Source organism: Bacillus sp. JJ783 (genome assembly GCF_036963225.1).
In the GTDB taxonomy this organism is placed as follows: Bacteria; Bacillota; Bacilli; order Bacillales; family Bacillaceae_G; genus Bacillus_A; species Bacillus_A cereus_U.
The window spans coordinates 68,861-86,368 of the sequence record NZ_JBALMG010000010.1; the positions used below are offsets into that span (position 1 = coordinate 68,861).

Genomic DNA, 17,508 nt, shown 5'->3' on the forward strand with positions numbered 1-17,508 from the left:
GGGATGAACAAAATCCCCACTGATTATAGTTTCACTTTATGTAGATGTAGGAGGATTTTTGTATGTCCGATTCAAAATTTCTGCGCGGAACGCTTATTGTGACGTTAGGGACATTTTTAGTAAAGTTCTTAGGCATGATTTACGTCTTTCCGTTTCATGCATTAGTAGGCACAGAAGGCGGAACGCTCTATACATATGGATACATTCCATATACGATATTTTTAAGTATCGCAACGGCAGGGGTGCCGCTTGCTGTTTCGAAGTTTGTTTCCAAATATAATGCACTTGGAGATTATAAAACGAGCCGGAGAATGTTCCGCTCGGGAATGGTTATGATGATAGTAACAGGAGTTCTTTCCTTCTTAGTACTGTACATGACCGCACCATTATTTGCAGAAGCAATGCTTGGTAAACAAAGTTTACAAAATAAGATAGAAGAAGTTACGACGATTATTCGCCTCGTAAGTTTTGCGCTTATTGTTGTGCCGGCAGCAAGTTTGATTCGTGGTTATTTCCAAGGCCACCAATCGATGGGACCGACTACGGTTTCACAAATTATTGAGCAAATTATTCGTATCGTCTTTTTATTAGCGGGTAGTTTCATCGTTATTAAAGTACTTGGCGGTACAGTAGCAACGGCAGTTGGTGTTGCGACATTCGCTGCATTCGTTTCAGCAGTTGGAGCACTTGGCGTATTAATTTGGTACTGGTTAAAACGTAAAAAATATTTGGATCAATATTTAATTGAGCAAACTGTACCAGAATCAACGGTAAGTACCGCTCAATTGTTTAAAGAGTTGTTTGCATATGCAATTCCTTACGTTGTAATTGGATTAACAATTCCTTTATACCAACAAATTGATACATTGACATTTAACTCTATTATGCAGGCGATTGGTCAAGGGGATATCGCAGAGCGAGCGCTTGGTATTTTCACGATGTGGACGCATAAATTAATTATGATTCCAGTATCACTTGCAACAGCGTTTAGTTTAACGCTCGTACCAGCGATTACAAAGTCGTTTACTGAAAAGCAATACCGTTATTTGAAATTACAAATTACACAAACATTCCAGGCGAATATGTTTTTAACATTGCCAGCAGTTATCGGTATTTCTACACTTGCGTATCCAATTTACACTGCTTTCTACGATTCAGATCCACTAGGTGGACAAGTATTAATGTGGTATGCACCAGTTGCATTGTTATTCGCTTTATTCACAGTAACAGCAGCTATCTTGCAAGGGATTAACAAGCAGAAACATGCGGTTATTGCGCTTGTGATGGGTGTTATTTTGAAATTTGTATGTAACGTAATCTTTATTCGTTATTTCGGTACAGTTGGGGCGATTTTAGCTACTGCAGTCGGTTTCTTAGCTTCCGTATGGTATACGAATAGACAAATCAAAAAACACGCACACTATTCATTTGGTGTTGTATATAAGAGAACATTCCAAATTGCAGTATTAACACTTGTAATGGTTATTGCTGTAAAACTATCACAATGGCTTCTATCCTTCATGATTTCGCCTGATGGCCGTATTGGTGCTCTTATTACAGTTGCGATTTGTGCAGGTATTGGTGGCCTTGTTTACGGATTGTTAGCGATTCGCACAGGAGTACTAGAAAGAGTATTTGGCGGAGAAGCTTTAGAGAAAATCCAGCGTAAACTTGGTAGTAGATTCAAAATAAAGTTGAAATCAAAAGGGGCGTAAATACGTCCCCTTTTCTTATGATAAATAAAGAAGGTGAAGAACATGAGATTAGATAAATTATTAGCGAATATGGGACACGGAAGTAGAAAAGAAGTAAAGAAATTACTGAAAGACGGCGTTGTGAAAATTGATGGAGTACCAGTGAAAGATGCGAAGTTTCATGTGAATATAGAAGAGCAAGAGGTTATGATTCACGGTGAAGTTGTTGAATATAAAGAGTTTGTTTATTTAATGATGCATAAACCACAAGGTGTTATTTCAGCGACAGAAGATGATAACCATGAAACAGTAATAGATTTATTAGAATTAGAAGATGCGATTTTTGATCCATTCCCTGTTGGAAGACTTGATATTGATACAGAAGGTTTCTTATTAATCACAAATGACGGGAAGTTAACGCATCAACTATTATCTCCGAAAAAGCATGTGCCGAAAAAATACTATGCACACGTTTCAGGAGTTGTAACGGAAGAGGATGTAAAAGAATTCGCTAAAGGTGTTATTTTAGAAGATGGCTATGAAACGAAGCCAGGCGAACTTACAATTTTAAAGAGTGATGATATTTCTGAAATTGAGCTCGTGATTACAGAAGGAAAATTCCATCAAGTGAAGCGTATGTTTGAAGCGGTAGGTAAAAAAGTAGTGTATTTAAAGAGAACAGAGATGGGACCTTTAGTGCTAGATGAAGAGTTAGAACTTGGGCAATATCGTGAATTAACAGATGAAGAAGTAGAAATGTTAAAGACGTATCAAGTAGATAACGAAAAGTAACGCCAATTTCAGAGCATAGAAAAGACCCCTTTCTAATGAGTTAGAAAGGGGTATGTATTTATTTACATACAATTATTTTTTGTTATGAGGTCATTCTCACTTTCTTTCCTGTCGTTGTCCACTTGCCGCGGCAAGGGCTATACACGAGTTCATTAAACTGCAACACATTTAGATCACGTTGTATCGTTCGCGGTGTGATCCCGAACTCATCTACAAGGTCTTTCGTTGTTACCGTACCGTTTTCATTGATGTACATATAAATTGATTTAATGCGTGTTAGCATACGAGTAGTTGTAGGTTTCAAGAGAAAACCACTCCTCTACCAGTTTTTTTGACCCCATTCAGGAAAGAAGGTCGTTACTACCATTGTACTCTACATGATAAAATTCATGCTTTAATCTACTTAAATTTTACAAAAGTTTAACAAATATTCATATAGAAAAATATTGGTAGTTGACATTGTATATTTGGTCAGTCAACTAACTCATAAATTTCTACGTAAAACGCCAAATTCCTGCAAATTTTTTTGAAAAAATAAAAGAAAAACTAATAAGAAATATCTGAAATATTACAATTGTTCGGCATTTGGTTTTCGTGTATGGCATAAGAGATTTCGGTTTGCTATGATGAAAGAGACAATATAGTGAAGGATGGATGCGTGATGTCAACGATTAATTGGACAGAAGAAGTTACAAAACGAAAAGATGATTTAATTCGTGATACACAACAATTTTTGCAAATTAAAAGTGTATGGGAAGAAGAATCTGCGAAAGAGGGCGCGCCATTTGGTGAAGGTGTAGAAAAAGCCTTATCTTTCATGTTACATAAAGGAGAAGCAGAAGGTTTCGCTTCTAAAAATTTAGAAGGGTATGCAGGTCATCTTGAAATGGGGCAAGGAGAAGAATTAGTAGGTATTCTTTGTCACGTTGATGTTGTACCAGAAGGAGATGGCTGGACAACCCCTGCGTATAGTGCGGATATTCGCGACGGGAAGATTTTTGCACGCGGTGCAATTGATGATAAAGGGCCGACGATGGCAGCTTATTATGCGATGAAAATCGTTAAAGAATTAGGCTTACCTCTTTCAAAACGTGTTCGTATGATTTTAGGAACAGATGAGGAAAGTAATTGGAAGTGTGTAGATCATTATTTTAAAAATGAAGAAATGCCAACAATCGGTTTTGCGCCGGATGCAGATTTTCCAATTATTAATGCGGAAAAAGGAATTTCTGACATACAAGTTGTGCAAAATGGTAGCGAAGAGAAAGAAGGCACATTTAAGCTTATTTCATTTGAGTCAGGTCGTCGTTTAAATATGGTTCCTGATTTTGCAGAAGCAGTTATTACAGGAGAAGATGTAAATGCACTTACAGTAGCATATGAAGAGTATTTACAAACTGCTAAAAAAATAGGTAAAGCAATTGTAGAAGGAAATACGGTGACGTTGCAAATCAAAGGGATTTCAGCTCACGGATCTACTCCGGAAAAGGGAGAAAATGCAGGTTTATTATTGGCAAACTGCTTAACGAAAGTTTCTCTTGATGGAAAAGGGGCTTCATTTGCATCGTTTGTAACAGAAACATTTACAGGTGATATTATTGGAGAAAAAGCTGGTATTTCTTATAAAGACGATATTAGCGGCCCGTTAACAGTGAATGTTGGTCGCCTGTCTTACTCGCAAGAAAACGGTGGTAATTTAGGATTAAATGTACGCTATCCAGTTACGACTAACTTTGAAGAAACGATTGCAAAGTTAAAAGAATATGTTGGTACTCATGGATTTGAAGTAGCGGATTATTCTAACTCTCGCCCGCATCACGTTGACAAAGATCATACGTTAATTCGTACTTTGCAACGCGTATATGAAGAACAAACGGGTGAAAAAGCTGAATTGTTAGCAATTGGCGGTGGTACTTATGCTCGTTCATTGAAAGCTGGCGTTGCATTTGGCCCGCTATTCCCTGGAAAAGAAGAACTTGCTCATCAAAAAGACGAGTACATTGAAATTGAAGATTTATTAAAAGCAACAGCGATTTATGCGCAAGCAATTCATGAATTAGCGAAATAAAAGATATGTAAATAATGACCGCTCTCTACTTTAGAGGGCGGATTCTTTTTAGCTGAATGAGATAAGCAAGAAAAGCAACAATAACATAAAGGAGACGATGTAGATGGTGCCGCATTATTTTGTCGCAGTAACTTTACCACGTCATATAAAAGAAGTGCTCTCTAATTATAAAGAGGACATGAAGGATGAATTGCCATTTCGCTCGTGGGTACATGAAGAAGACTATCATATTACACTTTCATTTTTAGGAAGTGCGACAGAGGAACAATTAGAAGGAATAAAGAATGGATTACAAATGCTTACAGAAACAAAAGAACTATCGTTCACGTTACAAGGATTTTCAACGTTTGGCCTAGAAGAAGAGCCACGTATTTTTTGGGCGAAGGTAAGTGAGAATAATGATTTGGTTCAGTTGCAAAAACAAGTGCATACAATTTGTGAAGAAAATGGTTTCTCTCTAGAGACACGTCCTTATCATCCACATATTACTGTTGCGCGTAAATGGGCAGGAGGAAAAGTATTTGATCTGACAAATGTAAAAGATTTACCCGTAACATCATTTCGAGCAGATACGATTACTTTGTATGAATCTCACGTTAAGGAAACGCCAAAGTATAAATCGATTACTGAAATAAAACTACAAACATAGAATGTATGAAAACGTTTTTTATACAGGTGAATATACTATAGGGAATAATGTGTTACTGTATAGAGCTTCGCTGATAAGAAAACCCTTATCATTTGCAGCTCGTTTCATTTTAACTTTAAGAATGATGGTGATTTTTTATGTTGAAAGTAAAACGTCCATTTGATGCCTATTTAGATGAAATGAATAAAATTACAATTTTGCTCCCGCATGCGTATGGAACAAGCCGGACATTTCGTTTACAAGAAGGAAGCAATGTGAAAGAGTTACCGATTGTTCATACTATTGCTCTTCCAGATGCAACGAAGTATGAATGTTTTATAGAAGAGCCGCTAGATGTGGGGAAGTATTATACAGTACGGGATGAACGGAATGAAGAAACAGATTTACAAATAGGCGCTGTGATTCGAACAGTAGTTTTCGATGAAAAATATTATTACGAAGGTACCGACTTAGGTGCTGTGTATCAAAAAGAAGAAACAATATTTAAAGTATGGGCTCCGACCGCAAGGCTTGCGAAAGTACGGATTTATAAAAGTGATAAAGAATATGTTGATTATGAAATGTACAGAGAAGAAAACGGAGTGTGGATTCATACATTACAAGGTAATCATGATGGAGCACGATATACATTCCTTGTTTGTATTAATTTAATATGGAATGAAGCGGTTGATCCTTACGCAAAGTCAGTGACTGTAAATGGGAAATACGGCGTTGTTATCGATTTGGAAAAGACGAATGTAACAAAACGAGAGAAATTATCACCATTACAGTCAATGACAGATGCCATATTGTATGAACTGCATATTCGTGACGCTACTATTCATCCAAACAGTGGAGTGAATAAAAAGGGAACATATAAAGGATTGATGGAAGAAGAGACAACGGGACGAAATGGGACATTAACAGGATTGGCTCATATAAAAGATTTAGGCGTTACACATGTTGAACTATTACCTTTACATTGTTTTGGTGGTATAGATGAAGTGAATCCTGCTTCCGCATATAATTGGGGATATAATCCATTATATTACAATATACCAACAGGGTTTTATGTTACAAACCTTTCTGATCCGTATAACAGGATAGTAGAGTGTAAACAACTAATTGAAACATTTCATGATCACGGCATCAGGGTGATTATAGATGTTGTATATAATCATGTTTATGAAAGAGAATTATCATCATTTGAGAAGCTTGTCCCGGGATATTATTTTCGTCATGGGGAAGATGGTATGCCTTCTAATGGGACGGGAGTTGGAAATGATATAGCATCTGAACGGAAAATGATGAGGAAATTTATTATAGAATCTGTTTTATATTGGCTTACTGAATACAATGTTGATGGATTCCGATTTGATTTAATGGGGATTTCAGATGTTGAAACGATGAATGCGTTAGAAAAAGAAGTGCGAAAAATAAAGCAGGATGCGCTGTTATTAGGTGAAGGATGGGATTTACAAACACCGCTTCCTCTTGAAGAGAAAGCGACGTTAAATAATGCGAATAAAATGCCATATATCGCACAGTTTAATGATCAATTTCGTGATGGAGTAAAAGGAAGTACTTTTAATATAAATAAACGTGGCTTTGCATTTGGTGGGCATGTAGACTGTAATCATTTGCAGTATGTAGTAGCTGGTAGCCTTTTAAGTATGAAAGAAACAGGATTGTTCCTAGAGCCAGTACAAAGCATCAACTATGTAGAATGTCATGACAATATGACGATGTGGGATAAACTAGTGCAAAGTAATCCAGAATCAGAAGAAATTTTAAAAAGGCGTCATAGCTTAGCGACTGCAATGGTTATTCTTTCACAAGGGATTCCTTTCTTACATGCTGGGCAAGAGTTTTATCGTACGAAGCAAGGAAATGAAAATAGTTATAATGCAAATGATGAAATCAATCGATTAGATTGGGATCAAAAAGAAAAAGAGATGGAGACAGTTAACTATATAAAAGGTTTAATTGCGATTCGGAAGGAGCATGGGGCATTCCGATTAAAAAGCGCGGACCTTATAAAAAAGCATATGACTTTTTTGCAAACATCAAAAGAAGCACTTGTATACCATTTGCGAAATGTAGAATCTTTCGGACCATGGAAAGAGATTGTTGTGCTATTCAATAGCGGTTTGGAAGCTAAAACGGTGCAGCTTCCAAAAGAAGAAACGTGGCATGTGTTAGCAAACGAAAAGCAAGCAAAAATAGAGCCAATTTCTTCATTTAGAGGAAAGGAACTTCAATTGGCTCCAATTAGCACGTATATATTGACGATAATGTGACAAATCGCTACTTGACGATGAGAATGTAATAAATGTAGAATTGACAAAGGTGACGATTTTGATAAGTTGTCATTCTATGAGTGATTTTGTAAAATAAACTAGTTGAACAGGTGATTTATCCTGTTTTCGGCTTATGCTAAGTTTTTTTCATTCAAATACAGTAAAATATATGAATCCACAACATGTGTAGAAATGTTGCGGTTTTTCTTTTCATAACTATAAAAGATAAGGATTTGTTAACGGGTAATGAATATGGAATGGTTGGAACAATTATTAGGAAAAGAGTGGAGTCTTATACCGGCTGGTGGAGTAACGGGCGATGCATATATTGCGCAAAACGGACAACAAAAGTTATTTTTAAAGCGGAATACATCGCCCTTTTTAGCGGTATTGTCAGCAGAAGGAATTGTTCCAAAATTACTTTGGACAAGAAGGGTAACGAACGGTGATGTAATTTCTGCTCAAAAATGGCTTCCGGGACAGAAGTTAGAGCAAGAGGATATGAAACTAGAACGTGTTGCGAAACTTTTGAAGAAAATACATTCCTCTAAAGCGCTTGTGCAGATGATTCAAAGGCTAGGAAAGCAGCCGCTTCATGGGCAAGAGTTGTTACAACAATTACAGCTCGTTTTAAGAGGAGATATAAGAGTTGATGAAACAATTCAGCAAGGTCTTCAATATTTAACGGAGTCATTAAAAGATATTGAGTACAATGAATTCGTTGTATGCCATTGTGATGTAAATCATAACAATTGGATATTGTCGGATGAAGATGAATTGTTTTTAATTGATTGGGATGGAGCTGTTATTGCTGACCCAGCTTTAGATCTTGGTATGTTATTATATTGGTATGTTCCGCGCCATGAATGGAGTGAGTGGCTCGGATATTATGAGGTTGAACTAGATGAATCATTGCTTAGGCGTATGAGATGGTATGTGATAGCACAAACGATTTTATCTATTCAATGGCACACAACAAAAAAGCAGCAAGCAGAAGCTAAATATTGGCACCAATATTTACAGCAACTACTTGCTTCAGAATAATACTTAAGAAAAATTGTCCATTCCAGCAATCCACTGAGTAAGTTGTTCTTGATTATTGGAAATATGGTTGTCCAAATTAGAGGAAGATTTACCCGATTGACTATAAGAATATACATCGTTTAGCATTGCTTTAGCGTCACTACTTATACTATCGTTTGCGAGTAACGATTGAATGAGGCGCTCTAATTGCTCGCATTCAGAAACTGTCCCGCAGCAATCACTTTGATGATTGATTAAAATATCTTTTAACACTTCTAATTGATGCTGTTGATTAATTGGCATGAACGGATCATCCTTTCGAGTGTTTTTCTCTCCTTAGAAATGTAAGAGAAAAAGCTGTTTCGTCATGGAATGTTTAATGCTTTATGTAGTTTTTATCAAAATGGTACATCTTATACTTGAAAGAAACGGACCGAGTGCTCGTACGTACTTGGTTTTTTGTTTGATAGATTGATTAAAACAGAAAGAAGGAATTTTTCCTTTAAAATAGTTTTGTAAAGAGAGGGAGACATCTATGCGTTTAAGACATAAGCCTTATGCAATGGATCGAATTAATGAGTATTCACATATCGTAATTGGAAAACCAGAGGAGAGCGCTGGTAACTGGAAAGAAATATTTGGAAATGAACAGCCGATTCATATTGAAGTAGGTACAGGACGTGGCCGCTTTATGTATGATATGGCAAAAGCAAATCCGCATATAAACTATATTGGAATTGAAAAATTCACAAGTGTTGTTGTAGATGCACTTGATAAATTAATTGAAGAAGAAGTACCGAACTTAAAGTTAATTAATAAAGATGCTGAAGATTTAACAGTTTTCTTTGCGAAAGGTGAAATTGACCGCGTTTATTTAAACTTCTCAGATCCATGGCCGAAGAATCGTCATACGAAGCGTCGTTTAACGTATAAAACATTTTTACGCAATTATGAAGAAGTGTTAGTAGATGGCGGAGAAATTCATTTCAAAACTGATAACCAAGGTTTATTTGAATATTCTATTATGAGTATGGCTGAGTATGGTATGTTATTAACTTACCTTAGCCTAGATCTTCATAATAGTGATTATGAAGGAAACATTATGACAGAATACGAAGAGAAATTCTCTAGTAAAGGTCATCGTATTTACCGAGTTGAAGCAAAATATCGTACGGAGCCTATGCAGTAATGCATAGGTTTTTTATATGAAAAATAATCGGAATATTATGTTAAAATTAAATAAAAAGGGGGATTGGATATGGAACAGTTACAAATTGGAAATATAAAAGTGACGTGGCTAAAAGGTGGGAATACACATTTAGATGGAGGCGCGATGTTTGGAGTTGTGCCAAAAGTACTTTGGTCACGCAAATATAAACATAATGATACAAATCATATTTATTTACGAACAGATCCGTTACTCTTGCAAACGAAAGAAGGAAACATGCTTATTGATGCAGGGATAGGGAACGGTAAATTGAATGAGAAAATGAAGCGGAATCAAGGTGTAACAGAAGAATCATCAGTTAAGGAATCTTTAGAAAAACTGGGACTGCGTACTGAAGATATTCATTACGTCTTAATGACACACCTTCATTTTGACCATGCATCTGGTTTAACAAAATGGGAGGGAAATCACCTTGTTCCGGCGTTTCCGAACGCAACGATTTATGTAAGTGAGACTGAATGGAATGAAATGAAAAATCCGAATGTTAGATCGCGTAATACATATTGGAAGGAAAATTGGGAGCCAATCGTTGATAAGATTGTTACGTTCAGGCAAGAAATAGAAATTACGGATGAAATAAAAATGGCGCATACGGGTGGTCATAGTGATGGACATGCCGTTGTCATTCTTGAAAGTCAAGGTGAAACGATGCTTCATTTAGCGGATATTTTACCGACGCATGCACATCAAAATGTATTATGGGTAATGGCATACGATGATTATCCGATGACATCGATTGAACATAAACAAAAGTGGATGAAGTATGGTGCTGAAAAAGAGGCGTGGTTTACTTTTTATCATGATGCATATTACCGTGCAGTAAAGTGGAATGAAGAAGGGCATATAGTGGAAAAGATAGAGAGGAAAACGATTGTAGAAGCTTAAAAAAGCTAGTAATTACTAGCTTTTTTTATGCTGCTATAACCTCTAAAACAGTACCTGTTTTAGCATCAACTAAAAATTCAAATCGTTCTTGTATTTCATCTAACATCGTTGTAAGACCGCCGCGATAAACTTCGTACGCGACATCATATTTTTCAAATGTCTCTGGAACCATATGTACCCAAGAGCCAGTAATTTCACCTTTATGACTTAATGCTTGTTTCACCATTTTCAATGCTTTTTCTGAAGAAATATGGGATTGTTCTTGTACTTTGTTTGCAACGAAATAACCAGCTGCGAACCCAACGCCAAGACCTGTGACTAAACCTTTCCAGCTCATATATTCACCTCAATTCTGTAAAATAAAAATAGTGTACCAATAATAATTATAATGCAAATGCAACTAAAAAAGAAGAAACTAGAAACATTTCGAAAATTTCGTTACAATAAAAGAGGTATTCTACTAAGGTTTGAAAGAAGGGGACTTCGTGAATAAAGAGACATTACAATTATTTCGTACGTTAACAGAATTACAAGGTGCATCAGGTTTTGAACATGATGTACGCCGTTTTATGAAGCAAGAATTAAGCAAATATGCTGATGAAATTGTGCAAGACGGTTTAGGTAGCGTATTTGGCCTGAAAAAAGGGGACGAAACTGGCCCGCGCGTTCTTGTAGCAGGTCATATGGATGAAGTAGGTTTCATGGTTACGCAAATTACGAAAAATGGGATGCTTCGTTTTCAAACGTTAGGTGGCTGGTGGAGCCAAGTACTATTAGCTCAGCGTGTACAAGTTATGACGAAGAATGGTCCTGTTATTGGGGTTGTTGGTTCTATTCCGCCTCATTTATTAAGTGATGCGCAACGTGCAAAACCGATGGATATAAAAAATATGTTAATTGATATAGGTGCAGATAGTTATGAAGATGCGATTGAAATTGGCATAAAGCCAGGGCAACAAATCGTGCCAATCTGTCCATTCACGCCGATGGCAAATGAGAAGAAAATTATGGCGAAAGCTTGGGACAACCGCTATGGATGTGGCCTTGCTATCGAATTGCTAAAAGAATTAAAAGATGAAACATTACCAAACACATTATACTCTGGTGCGACTGTACAAGAAGAAGTAGGTCTTCGCGGAGCACAAACTGCTGCAAATATGATTCAACCAGATATTTTCTATGCGCTTGATGCAAGTCCAGCAAATGATGCATCTGGTGATAAAACGCAGTTTGGTCAATTAGGAAAAGGTGCTCTTCTTCGCATTTATGACCGCACAATGGTAACGCATAGAGGAATGCGCGAATTCATTTTAGATACAGCAGAAACACATAACATTCCGTACCAATACTTTATTTCACAAGGTGGTACAGATGCGGGCCGTGTACATACAAGTAACTCTGGTATCCCATCAGCAGTAATTGGTGTTTGTGCACGTTACATTCATACACATGCTTCTATTTTACATGTTGATGATTATGCGGCAGCGAAGGAATTAATTACGAAGCTTGTGAGAGCGACGGACAAAACGACGTTAGAGACAATTAAGAATAACGCGTAGAAAGGAAGGGCTGAAGAGCCTTTCTTTTTTTAGGTAGGAGAGATGGCCCAGTGATGAGTGGTGGCGGTTAGTGCGTAATTGGTGCTCGCATGATGTATTAAGACCGCGGATAGGAAAAGAGGGGAAGGCTGTTTTTGTGTACGGGGCTGGTATTAAGGAAAAATGATGAATTTATATAGAGGTGAGTGAAATGAAGGTAGTAGTTGGATCGAAGAATAAAACGAAAGTTGGGGCTGTGGAGAAGGTTTGGAAAGATGCTGAAATTACATCTCTTTCTGTTCCGTCAGGAGTGGCAAACCAGCCTTTCTCAGATGAAGAGACGATGCAAGGAGCAGTAAATAGGGCGAAGAGAGCGTTACAGGAAGGTGAAGCTCATATCGGCATTGGGCTAGAAGGCGGCGTTATGAAAACGCAGCATGGGTTATTTATGTGTAACTGGGGTGCTTTAGCGACGATTGACGGTAAAACATTTGTAGCAGGCGGGGCACGTATTAAGTTACCAGACGATTTTTTAGCACCGCTTGAAGAAGGAAAAGAGCTAAGTGAAGTGATGGAAGAGTTTGTAGAGCGAAAAGATATTCGTAGTCACGAAGGTGCTATCGGTATTTTTACAGATGATTATGTCGACCGAACGGAATTATTTGTACACGTTGTTAAGTTACTTATTGGACAATATAAGTATGATGAAAAGCAAGCATAAACCTTGCACCATGCGCGATGTATGGTAGTATAAAGAAAAGATTATAGTGTGAAAAAAGTGCACTCGTTAGAGGAGGAAATATAGATGAAATCATTAGAAAGCATGGAACAATTCCAAGAATTAAAAAATGAAGAGAATGTAGTCTTCATGTTCTCAGCAGAATGGTGCCCAGATTGCCGTTTCGTTGATCCATTTATGCCAGAAGTAGAAGAGAAGTATAGTGATTTCTCATTTTACTATGTAGATCGTGATGAGTTTATTGATCTATGCGTGAAAGTAGACGTATTTGGCATTCCAAGCTTTGTAGCGTACAATAAAGGTGAAGAAACTGGACGCTATGTAAATAAAGATCGTAAAACACAAGAGCAAATCGAAGAGTTTATTGAAGGTTTAAAATAAGACAATTAGCCAATTGAATTGTAAAAACAACCTCTACCTTCGCGGGGGAGGTTATTTTTTTGGAAGGGAGGAAAAAGAGATGAAAATGACAAGTAAAAAGATGAAAGACGAGTTAATGAAGAAATTATCTCGACCAGAATGGGACTTTCATTATGATAGTGAGAAAGAAGTTCTTCGTATTGAACAAATAGACTCGAAAAAAGGTATTAACGTATCACTTCCAGGAGTAGTGGCAAAATGGGAAGTGAACAAAGAAAAAGCGATTGAAGAGGTCGCTTATTACGTACAAGAAGCGCTAATTGCAATGCATAAAGAAGAAAATAGCACGGCGAAAATTTTACCTGTTATTCGCTCTACTTCTTTCCCGAAACAATCAGAAGAAGGAAATCCGTTTCTTATGACGGACCATACGGCGGAAACACGTATTTACTATGCGCTAGATTCTAATAAAACGTATCGATTAATTGATGAGCGCTTATTGCAAAAATTAGAGCTTACAGAGGAACAAGTACGTGAAATGGCATTATTTAATGCTCGCTCATTAGGCTATGAATTTAAGCAGGACACAGTAGCAGGCAATACATTCTACTTTTTAAACACAAATGATGGATACGATGCGAGTCGTATTTTAAACGAATCGTTACTACACTCGATGCGTGAAAAGATCTCTGGTGATATGGTTGTTGCAGTTCCTCACCAAGATGTATTAATTATTGCTGATATCGTCAACGAAATCGGTTATGATATTATTGCACAAATGACAATGAAATTTTTTGCCGAAGGGCATGTTCCGATTACATCACTTTCATTCGTATATGAAGATGGGGACTTCGAACCAATCTTTATTTTAGCGAAGAATCGGAAGAAGACAGATGGAAAAGAGAAAGGATGAACGAAGTGAACGTTTTTTACAACCTTGAAGGAATTGGTGACACTTTAATTGTTACCTTACAAGATATTACTTTAGAAAACCGTACATTTGACCGCAAAGGAGATGTTGCTCGCGTTTATGATCGTGAAAGCAACGTAACAGGAGGATTCAACATCTTTAATGCGTCTTCTTATGTAGAAGTAACAGACAACGGAAACGTTACATTAACAAAAGAGTTTGTTGAAAAAATTAACGACATTTTAGCAAAGAACGGCTTTGAAGAAAAAGTGGAAGCTGATTTCACGCCGAAATTTGTTGTAGGCTATGTATCTGAAAAAGAGAAGCATCCAAATGCTGATAAATTAAACATCTGTACAGTAGAAATCGGTACAGAAACATTACAAATCGTATGTGGTGCACCAAACGTTGATGCAGGACAAAAAGTTGTCGTTGCGAAAATCGGTGCTGTAATGCCAAGCGGTATGTTAATTAAACCAGCTGAACTTCGCGGTGTTCCTTCTTCTGGAATGATTTGCTCTGCACGTGAATTAGAGCTTCCAGATGCTCCAGAAGAAAAAGGTATTCTTGTATTAGAAGACAGCTTTGAAGTTGGACAAGAATTTAAATTTTAATTGATATTAGAAAAGTAGCCTCGCATACGTGAGGCTACTTTTTTTGTGCGGAATTCCTAGCATTGTAACGTTTCCTCTCAAAATCTATATTGTATTTTAAAAATATATTAGGTAAAATTTAGAAAAAAGAAGGGGATAGACGTATGAAACAACAACCAAAAATTGCAGAACTTCTGAAACGAATTGAAACTTCAAAACAGCAAGATATCGAGTTAGGTTCCTATGAAATATATTTATTTAGCGAAGATGAATTAGAAAAAGGACAAATCGGTTACCGATATGATAAACATAAAAATTCATTAATAAGTAAAGAAAGTGAAAAATGGCAAGAAGGATGGATTGTTATCGGATATGAAACGGATATGGGAGATCCTGTTTTCGTTAATGTAGCTGAAGATACTTACCCTGTTTATACAGCTGAGCGCGGTACGGAAACGTGGCAACCGATTTATATCGGAAATATGGATGATATTATAAAAATACTATAAGAAAATGCTTTGAGCCCGGTGCAAAGTGATAGGAGAGAAAAATGAAGTATATAAAAATAATGTGCGCTATTGCAGTCATTGGAATATATATGGGAGGTTGTTCACAAGAACAACCGAAAAAAGAAACAACATCTTCTGTACAAGAAAAAAACAACGATAAAAAAGAAGACGCACCGGTAGAAAAGCAGCAAGAAGAACAAGAAAAGAAAGAAGAACCGCAAGCAATTCAAACGAATGAACAAGTTGAACTTAAGCAGGAGGAAGTGTCGGCCAAAGAAAAGACAGAGGAAATCCCGCCGGCACAGACGACTGAACAGCCCGTACAAAATAATGAACAAAAAGTAGAGAGTAATGAGAAACAAGAGAAGTTTCTCGTCGTTATTGATCCGGGGCATCAACAAAAAGCGAATTTAAATTTAGAGCCAATTGGTCCAGGAGCAACTACGCAAAAATATAAAGTAACAGACGGAACAACGGGAGTTGTAACGAAAAAGAGGGAATCAGTTCTTGTATTAGAGATGGCTTTTATATTGAAAGAAAAACTGGAAGAAAAAGGTATACAAGTATTGATGACAAGAACGTCACATGAGGTTGATATAAGTAATAAGGAACGAGCGGCATTCGCGAATGATCATAAGGCGAATTTATTTTTACGTCTTCACGCGGATGGTTCTGAAGATCCAAACCAAAGTGGGTTCGCTGTATTGACGCCAGCAGAAGGAAATCAATATACGAAAGAAATCTATGCTGAAAGTCTTCAAGTCTCTCAAACAATTGTAAACAAAATGAGGGGAAATCATCAGGTGAAAGTAAATGGAATTAAATTTCGAGATGACCTTTCTGGATTTAATTGGTCGAAAGTACCTGGAGTACTATTAGAACTCGGATTTATGTCAAACCCAGAAGAAGACAAAAAATTATCAGACCCACAGTATGTAAATTCTTTATTACAAAGCGTGACGGATAGTGTAGATGAATATCGGAAAAATAAAGCTTAAATTGCAGTCTTATATGGAAGGCTGCTTTTTTCTATATACAAAACACTCGTAAATTAGAATATTATGGATAAAGTTAATATGCTTAATTTTACCTGCACTTTTTGCCGAATGCTGATACAATAAAGGTTGTTACTATTTAGTAGAAAGAGTGGTAAGCATGTTAGATTGGATGAAAAAGCTGTTTAACAAAGAGGAAGAAAAAACAGCGATGAATAAAGAAGTACCAAAGCAAATTGTAAGTCAGCCGAAAATTCCTCGTGTAAACCACTACACTGAAGCAAGAGAAGCACAAATGGCAAGTCGGAATGCAGGGAAATGTCGTTTTCCACTAATACCAGATAATGGATTCGATGAGGAGGATGTAAGAGAACTGCCTAACTTTGAAGAACAACCTATTCAAAGAGGAACATATGAAGAACAGCCTACTCAAAGAGGAACAAAAGTGGAAAGAAGCAGACGACCGTATGTGGAAACAGAAGCACCTACATATGAGGAACCGGAATTGCAATATGAACCGGAACCAGAGCCTGTCGTAAAAAAAGCATTCGTACCGTCGCAAGAAAGTAACCGTAGACCATTTCGTCCAACAGAAATGATTTCTCCGATTTATGGATATAACCGTCCTTCAGTAGAAACGAAGGTTGTGCAGGAGGAAGAAAAGGAAAGAGAAGATCTTGAAATATCTGTTGAAGGAAAAGCTGTTGTTGACGCATGGTTAGAGAAAAAGGGATATACATTATCTGACTTTTCGGGAGTTCTACAAGGAAGTTCATCTGTTAAGAACGGAATGAACGAACGAAGTAATAAAGTAGAAGAAAAATCGGTTGTGGATACATGGTTAGAGAAAAACGGTTACGAAGTTGAACGTCAAGCCCCTTCATTAGAAGAAAGCCTAAGTGATGATTTGCTTCATAAAACAGTAGGACAGCATGTGGAAGAAGAGGCTACAATTGTACAAGCCTTGAAGCAGGAGCAAGATGTAGTGGCGTTATCATCTACAGAAGATAACGAAGAAACTTTACAAGAAGAGTCAATAGATTCTAAAGTAGAGCATGTGTATTCGATATTAACAGAAGAAAATGAATGTAATACAGAAATAGAAGAAACTGTTGCTGAAGTTGCAGCAAATCAAGTCGAAGAAGAAACCTTAGAAGATGTAGTGATTGTAAAAGCAGATGAAAAACTTGAAGAAACAATTACTATAGAAATACCAGATGCTTTTGAAGAAGAATCTAAGGAAGCA

At 36.9% G+C, this 17,508-nt stretch carries 18 protein-coding genes and 1 pseudogene; 16 read left to right on the top strand and 3 right to left on the bottom strand.

The window, feature by feature from the left end; all coding sequences use genetic code 11:
• Positions 1–62 precede the first annotated feature (62 nt).
• Positions 63–1,715, top strand: a complete 1,653-nt coding sequence (locus tag V7038_RS02870) for a putative polysaccharide biosynthesis protein (RefSeq protein ID WP_002112344.1) — start codon at positions 63–65, stop codon at positions 1,713–1,715.
• Between the two features lie 42 nt (positions 1,716–1,757).
• The gene (locus V7038_RS02875) at positions 1,758–2,486 is read left to right on the top strand and encodes a pseudouridine synthase (RefSeq protein ID WP_002112343.1); all 729 of its coding nucleotides are present in this window, start codon (positions 1,758–1,760) and stop codon (positions 2,484–2,486) included.
• Positions 2,487–2,568: 82 nt separating this feature from the next.
• On the opposite strand, the gene V7038_RS02880 is transcribed toward V7038_RS02875, so the two are convergent.
• Entirely contained in the window at positions 2,569–2,790 is a 222-nt protein-coding gene (locus V7038_RS02880; RefSeq protein ID WP_000805512.1) for a DeoR family transcriptional regulator, read from the bottom strand.
• A 357-nt stretch (positions 2,791–3,147) separates the two neighbouring features.
• On the opposite strand from V7038_RS02880, the gene pepV reads away from it, so the two are divergent.
• The 4 genes from pepV to V7038_RS02900 all read left to right on the top strand — a co-directional run bounded on the left by pepV (position 3,148) and on the right by V7038_RS02900 (position 8,526).
• Positions 3,148–4,554, top strand: a complete 1,407-nt coding sequence (gene pepV / locus V7038_RS02885; protein WP_071151601.1) for a dipeptidase PepV — start codon at positions 3,148–3,150, stop codon at positions 4,552–4,554.
• 103 nt (positions 4,555–4,657) lie between these two features.
• Positions 4,658–5,203 (top strand): RNA 2',3'-cyclic phosphodiesterase, encoded by a 546-nt coding sequence (gene thpR, locus V7038_RS02890; RefSeq protein WP_199659287.1) that lies wholly within the window; start codon positions 4,658–4,660, stop codon positions 5,201–5,203.
• A 137-nt stretch (positions 5,204–5,340) separates the two neighbouring features.
• Entirely contained in the window at positions 5,341–7,482 is a 2,142-nt protein-coding gene (pulA, locus tag V7038_RS02895; RefSeq protein WP_335469069.1) for a type I pullulanase, read from the top strand.
• Positions 7,483–7,728: 246 nt separating this feature from the next.
• Positions 7,729–8,526, top strand: coding sequence for a phosphotransferase family protein (locus V7038_RS02900; RefSeq protein WP_002112337.1), 798 nt, complete (start codon positions 7,729–7,731; stop codon positions 8,524–8,526).
• A gap of 3 nt (positions 8,527–8,529) precedes the next feature.
• Here the strand turns inward: V7038_RS02900 and V7038_RS02905 are convergent, their stop codons facing one another.
• Entirely contained in the window at positions 8,530–8,808 is a 279-nt protein-coding gene (locus V7038_RS02905; RefSeq protein ID WP_002112336.1) for a YtzH-like family protein, read from the bottom strand.
• Positions 8,809–9,040: 232 nt separating this feature from the next.
• Here V7038_RS02905 and trmB point away from each other — a divergent pair, with 232 nt between their 5' ends.
• On the top strand, positions 9,041–9,694 hold the full coding sequence (trmB, locus tag V7038_RS02910; protein WP_002112335.1) for a tRNA (guanosine(46)-N7)-methyltransferase TrmB: 654 nt from the start codon (positions 9,041–9,043) through the stop codon (positions 9,692–9,694).
• A gap of 69 nt (positions 9,695–9,763) precedes the next feature.
• Positions 9,764–10,618: a YtnP family quorum-quenching lactonase gene (locus tag V7038_RS02915; RefSeq protein ID WP_002112334.1), complete on the top strand. Its 855-nt coding sequence runs from the start codon at positions 9,764–9,766 to the stop codon at positions 10,616–10,618.
• A 25-nt stretch (positions 10,619–10,643) separates the two neighbouring features.
• On the opposite strand, the gene V7038_RS02920 is transcribed toward V7038_RS02915, so the two are convergent.
• The gene (locus tag V7038_RS02920; protein ID WP_002112333.1) at positions 10,644–10,955 is read right to left on the bottom strand and encodes a PepSY domain-containing protein; all 312 of its coding nucleotides are present in this window, start codon (positions 10,953–10,955) and stop codon (positions 10,644–10,646) included.
• Between the two features lie 148 nt (positions 10,956–11,103).
• Here V7038_RS02920 and V7038_RS02925 point away from each other — a divergent pair, with 148 nt between their 5' ends.
• The 8 genes and pseudogenes from V7038_RS02925 to V7038_RS02960 all read left to right on the top strand — a co-directional run.
• Complete coding sequence (locus V7038_RS02925; protein WP_002123132.1) at positions 11,104–12,177, top strand: M42 family metallopeptidase; 1,074 nt, start codon at positions 11,104–11,106, stop codon at positions 12,175–12,177.
• Between the two features lie 190 nt (positions 12,178–12,367).
• Positions 12,368–12,877, top strand: coding sequence for a DUF84 family protein (locus tag V7038_RS02930; RefSeq protein WP_070129074.1), 510 nt, complete (start codon positions 12,368–12,370; stop codon positions 12,875–12,877).
• 84 nt (positions 12,878–12,961) lie between these two features.
• On the top strand, positions 12,962–13,276 hold the full coding sequence (locus tag V7038_RS02935) for a thioredoxin family protein (RefSeq protein ID WP_002015619.1): 315 nt from the start codon (positions 12,962–12,964) through the stop codon (positions 13,274–13,276).
• A 79-nt stretch (positions 13,277–13,355) separates the two neighbouring features.
• Positions 13,356–14,168 (top strand): DUF1444 domain-containing protein, encoded by an 813-nt coding sequence (locus V7038_RS02940; protein ID WP_002112329.1) that lies wholly within the window; start codon positions 13,356–13,358, stop codon positions 14,166–14,168.
• The gene (gene ytpR, locus V7038_RS02945) at positions 14,165–14,779 is read left to right on the top strand and encodes a YtpR family tRNA-binding protein (RefSeq protein ID WP_335469074.1); all 615 of its coding nucleotides are present in this window, start codon (positions 14,165–14,167) and stop codon (positions 14,777–14,779) included. The genes V7038_RS02940 and ytpR overlap by 4 nt, the downstream gene beginning before the upstream one ends.
• 143 nt (positions 14,780–14,922) lie before the next feature.
• Positions 14,923–15,267, top strand: coding sequence for a hypothetical protein (locus V7038_RS02950; protein WP_002112327.1), 345 nt, complete (start codon positions 14,923–14,925; stop codon positions 15,265–15,267).
• 41 nt (positions 15,268–15,308) lie between these two features.
• Positions 15,309–16,265, top strand: a complete 957-nt coding sequence (locus tag V7038_RS02955; RefSeq protein ID WP_335469077.1) for an N-acetylmuramoyl-L-alanine amidase — start codon at positions 15,309–15,311, stop codon at positions 16,263–16,265.
• A gap of 157 nt (positions 16,266–16,422) precedes the next feature.
• Positions 16,423–17,508 (top strand): annotated as a pseudogene (locus V7038_RS02960) (DNA translocase FtsK); the annotation flags it as partial.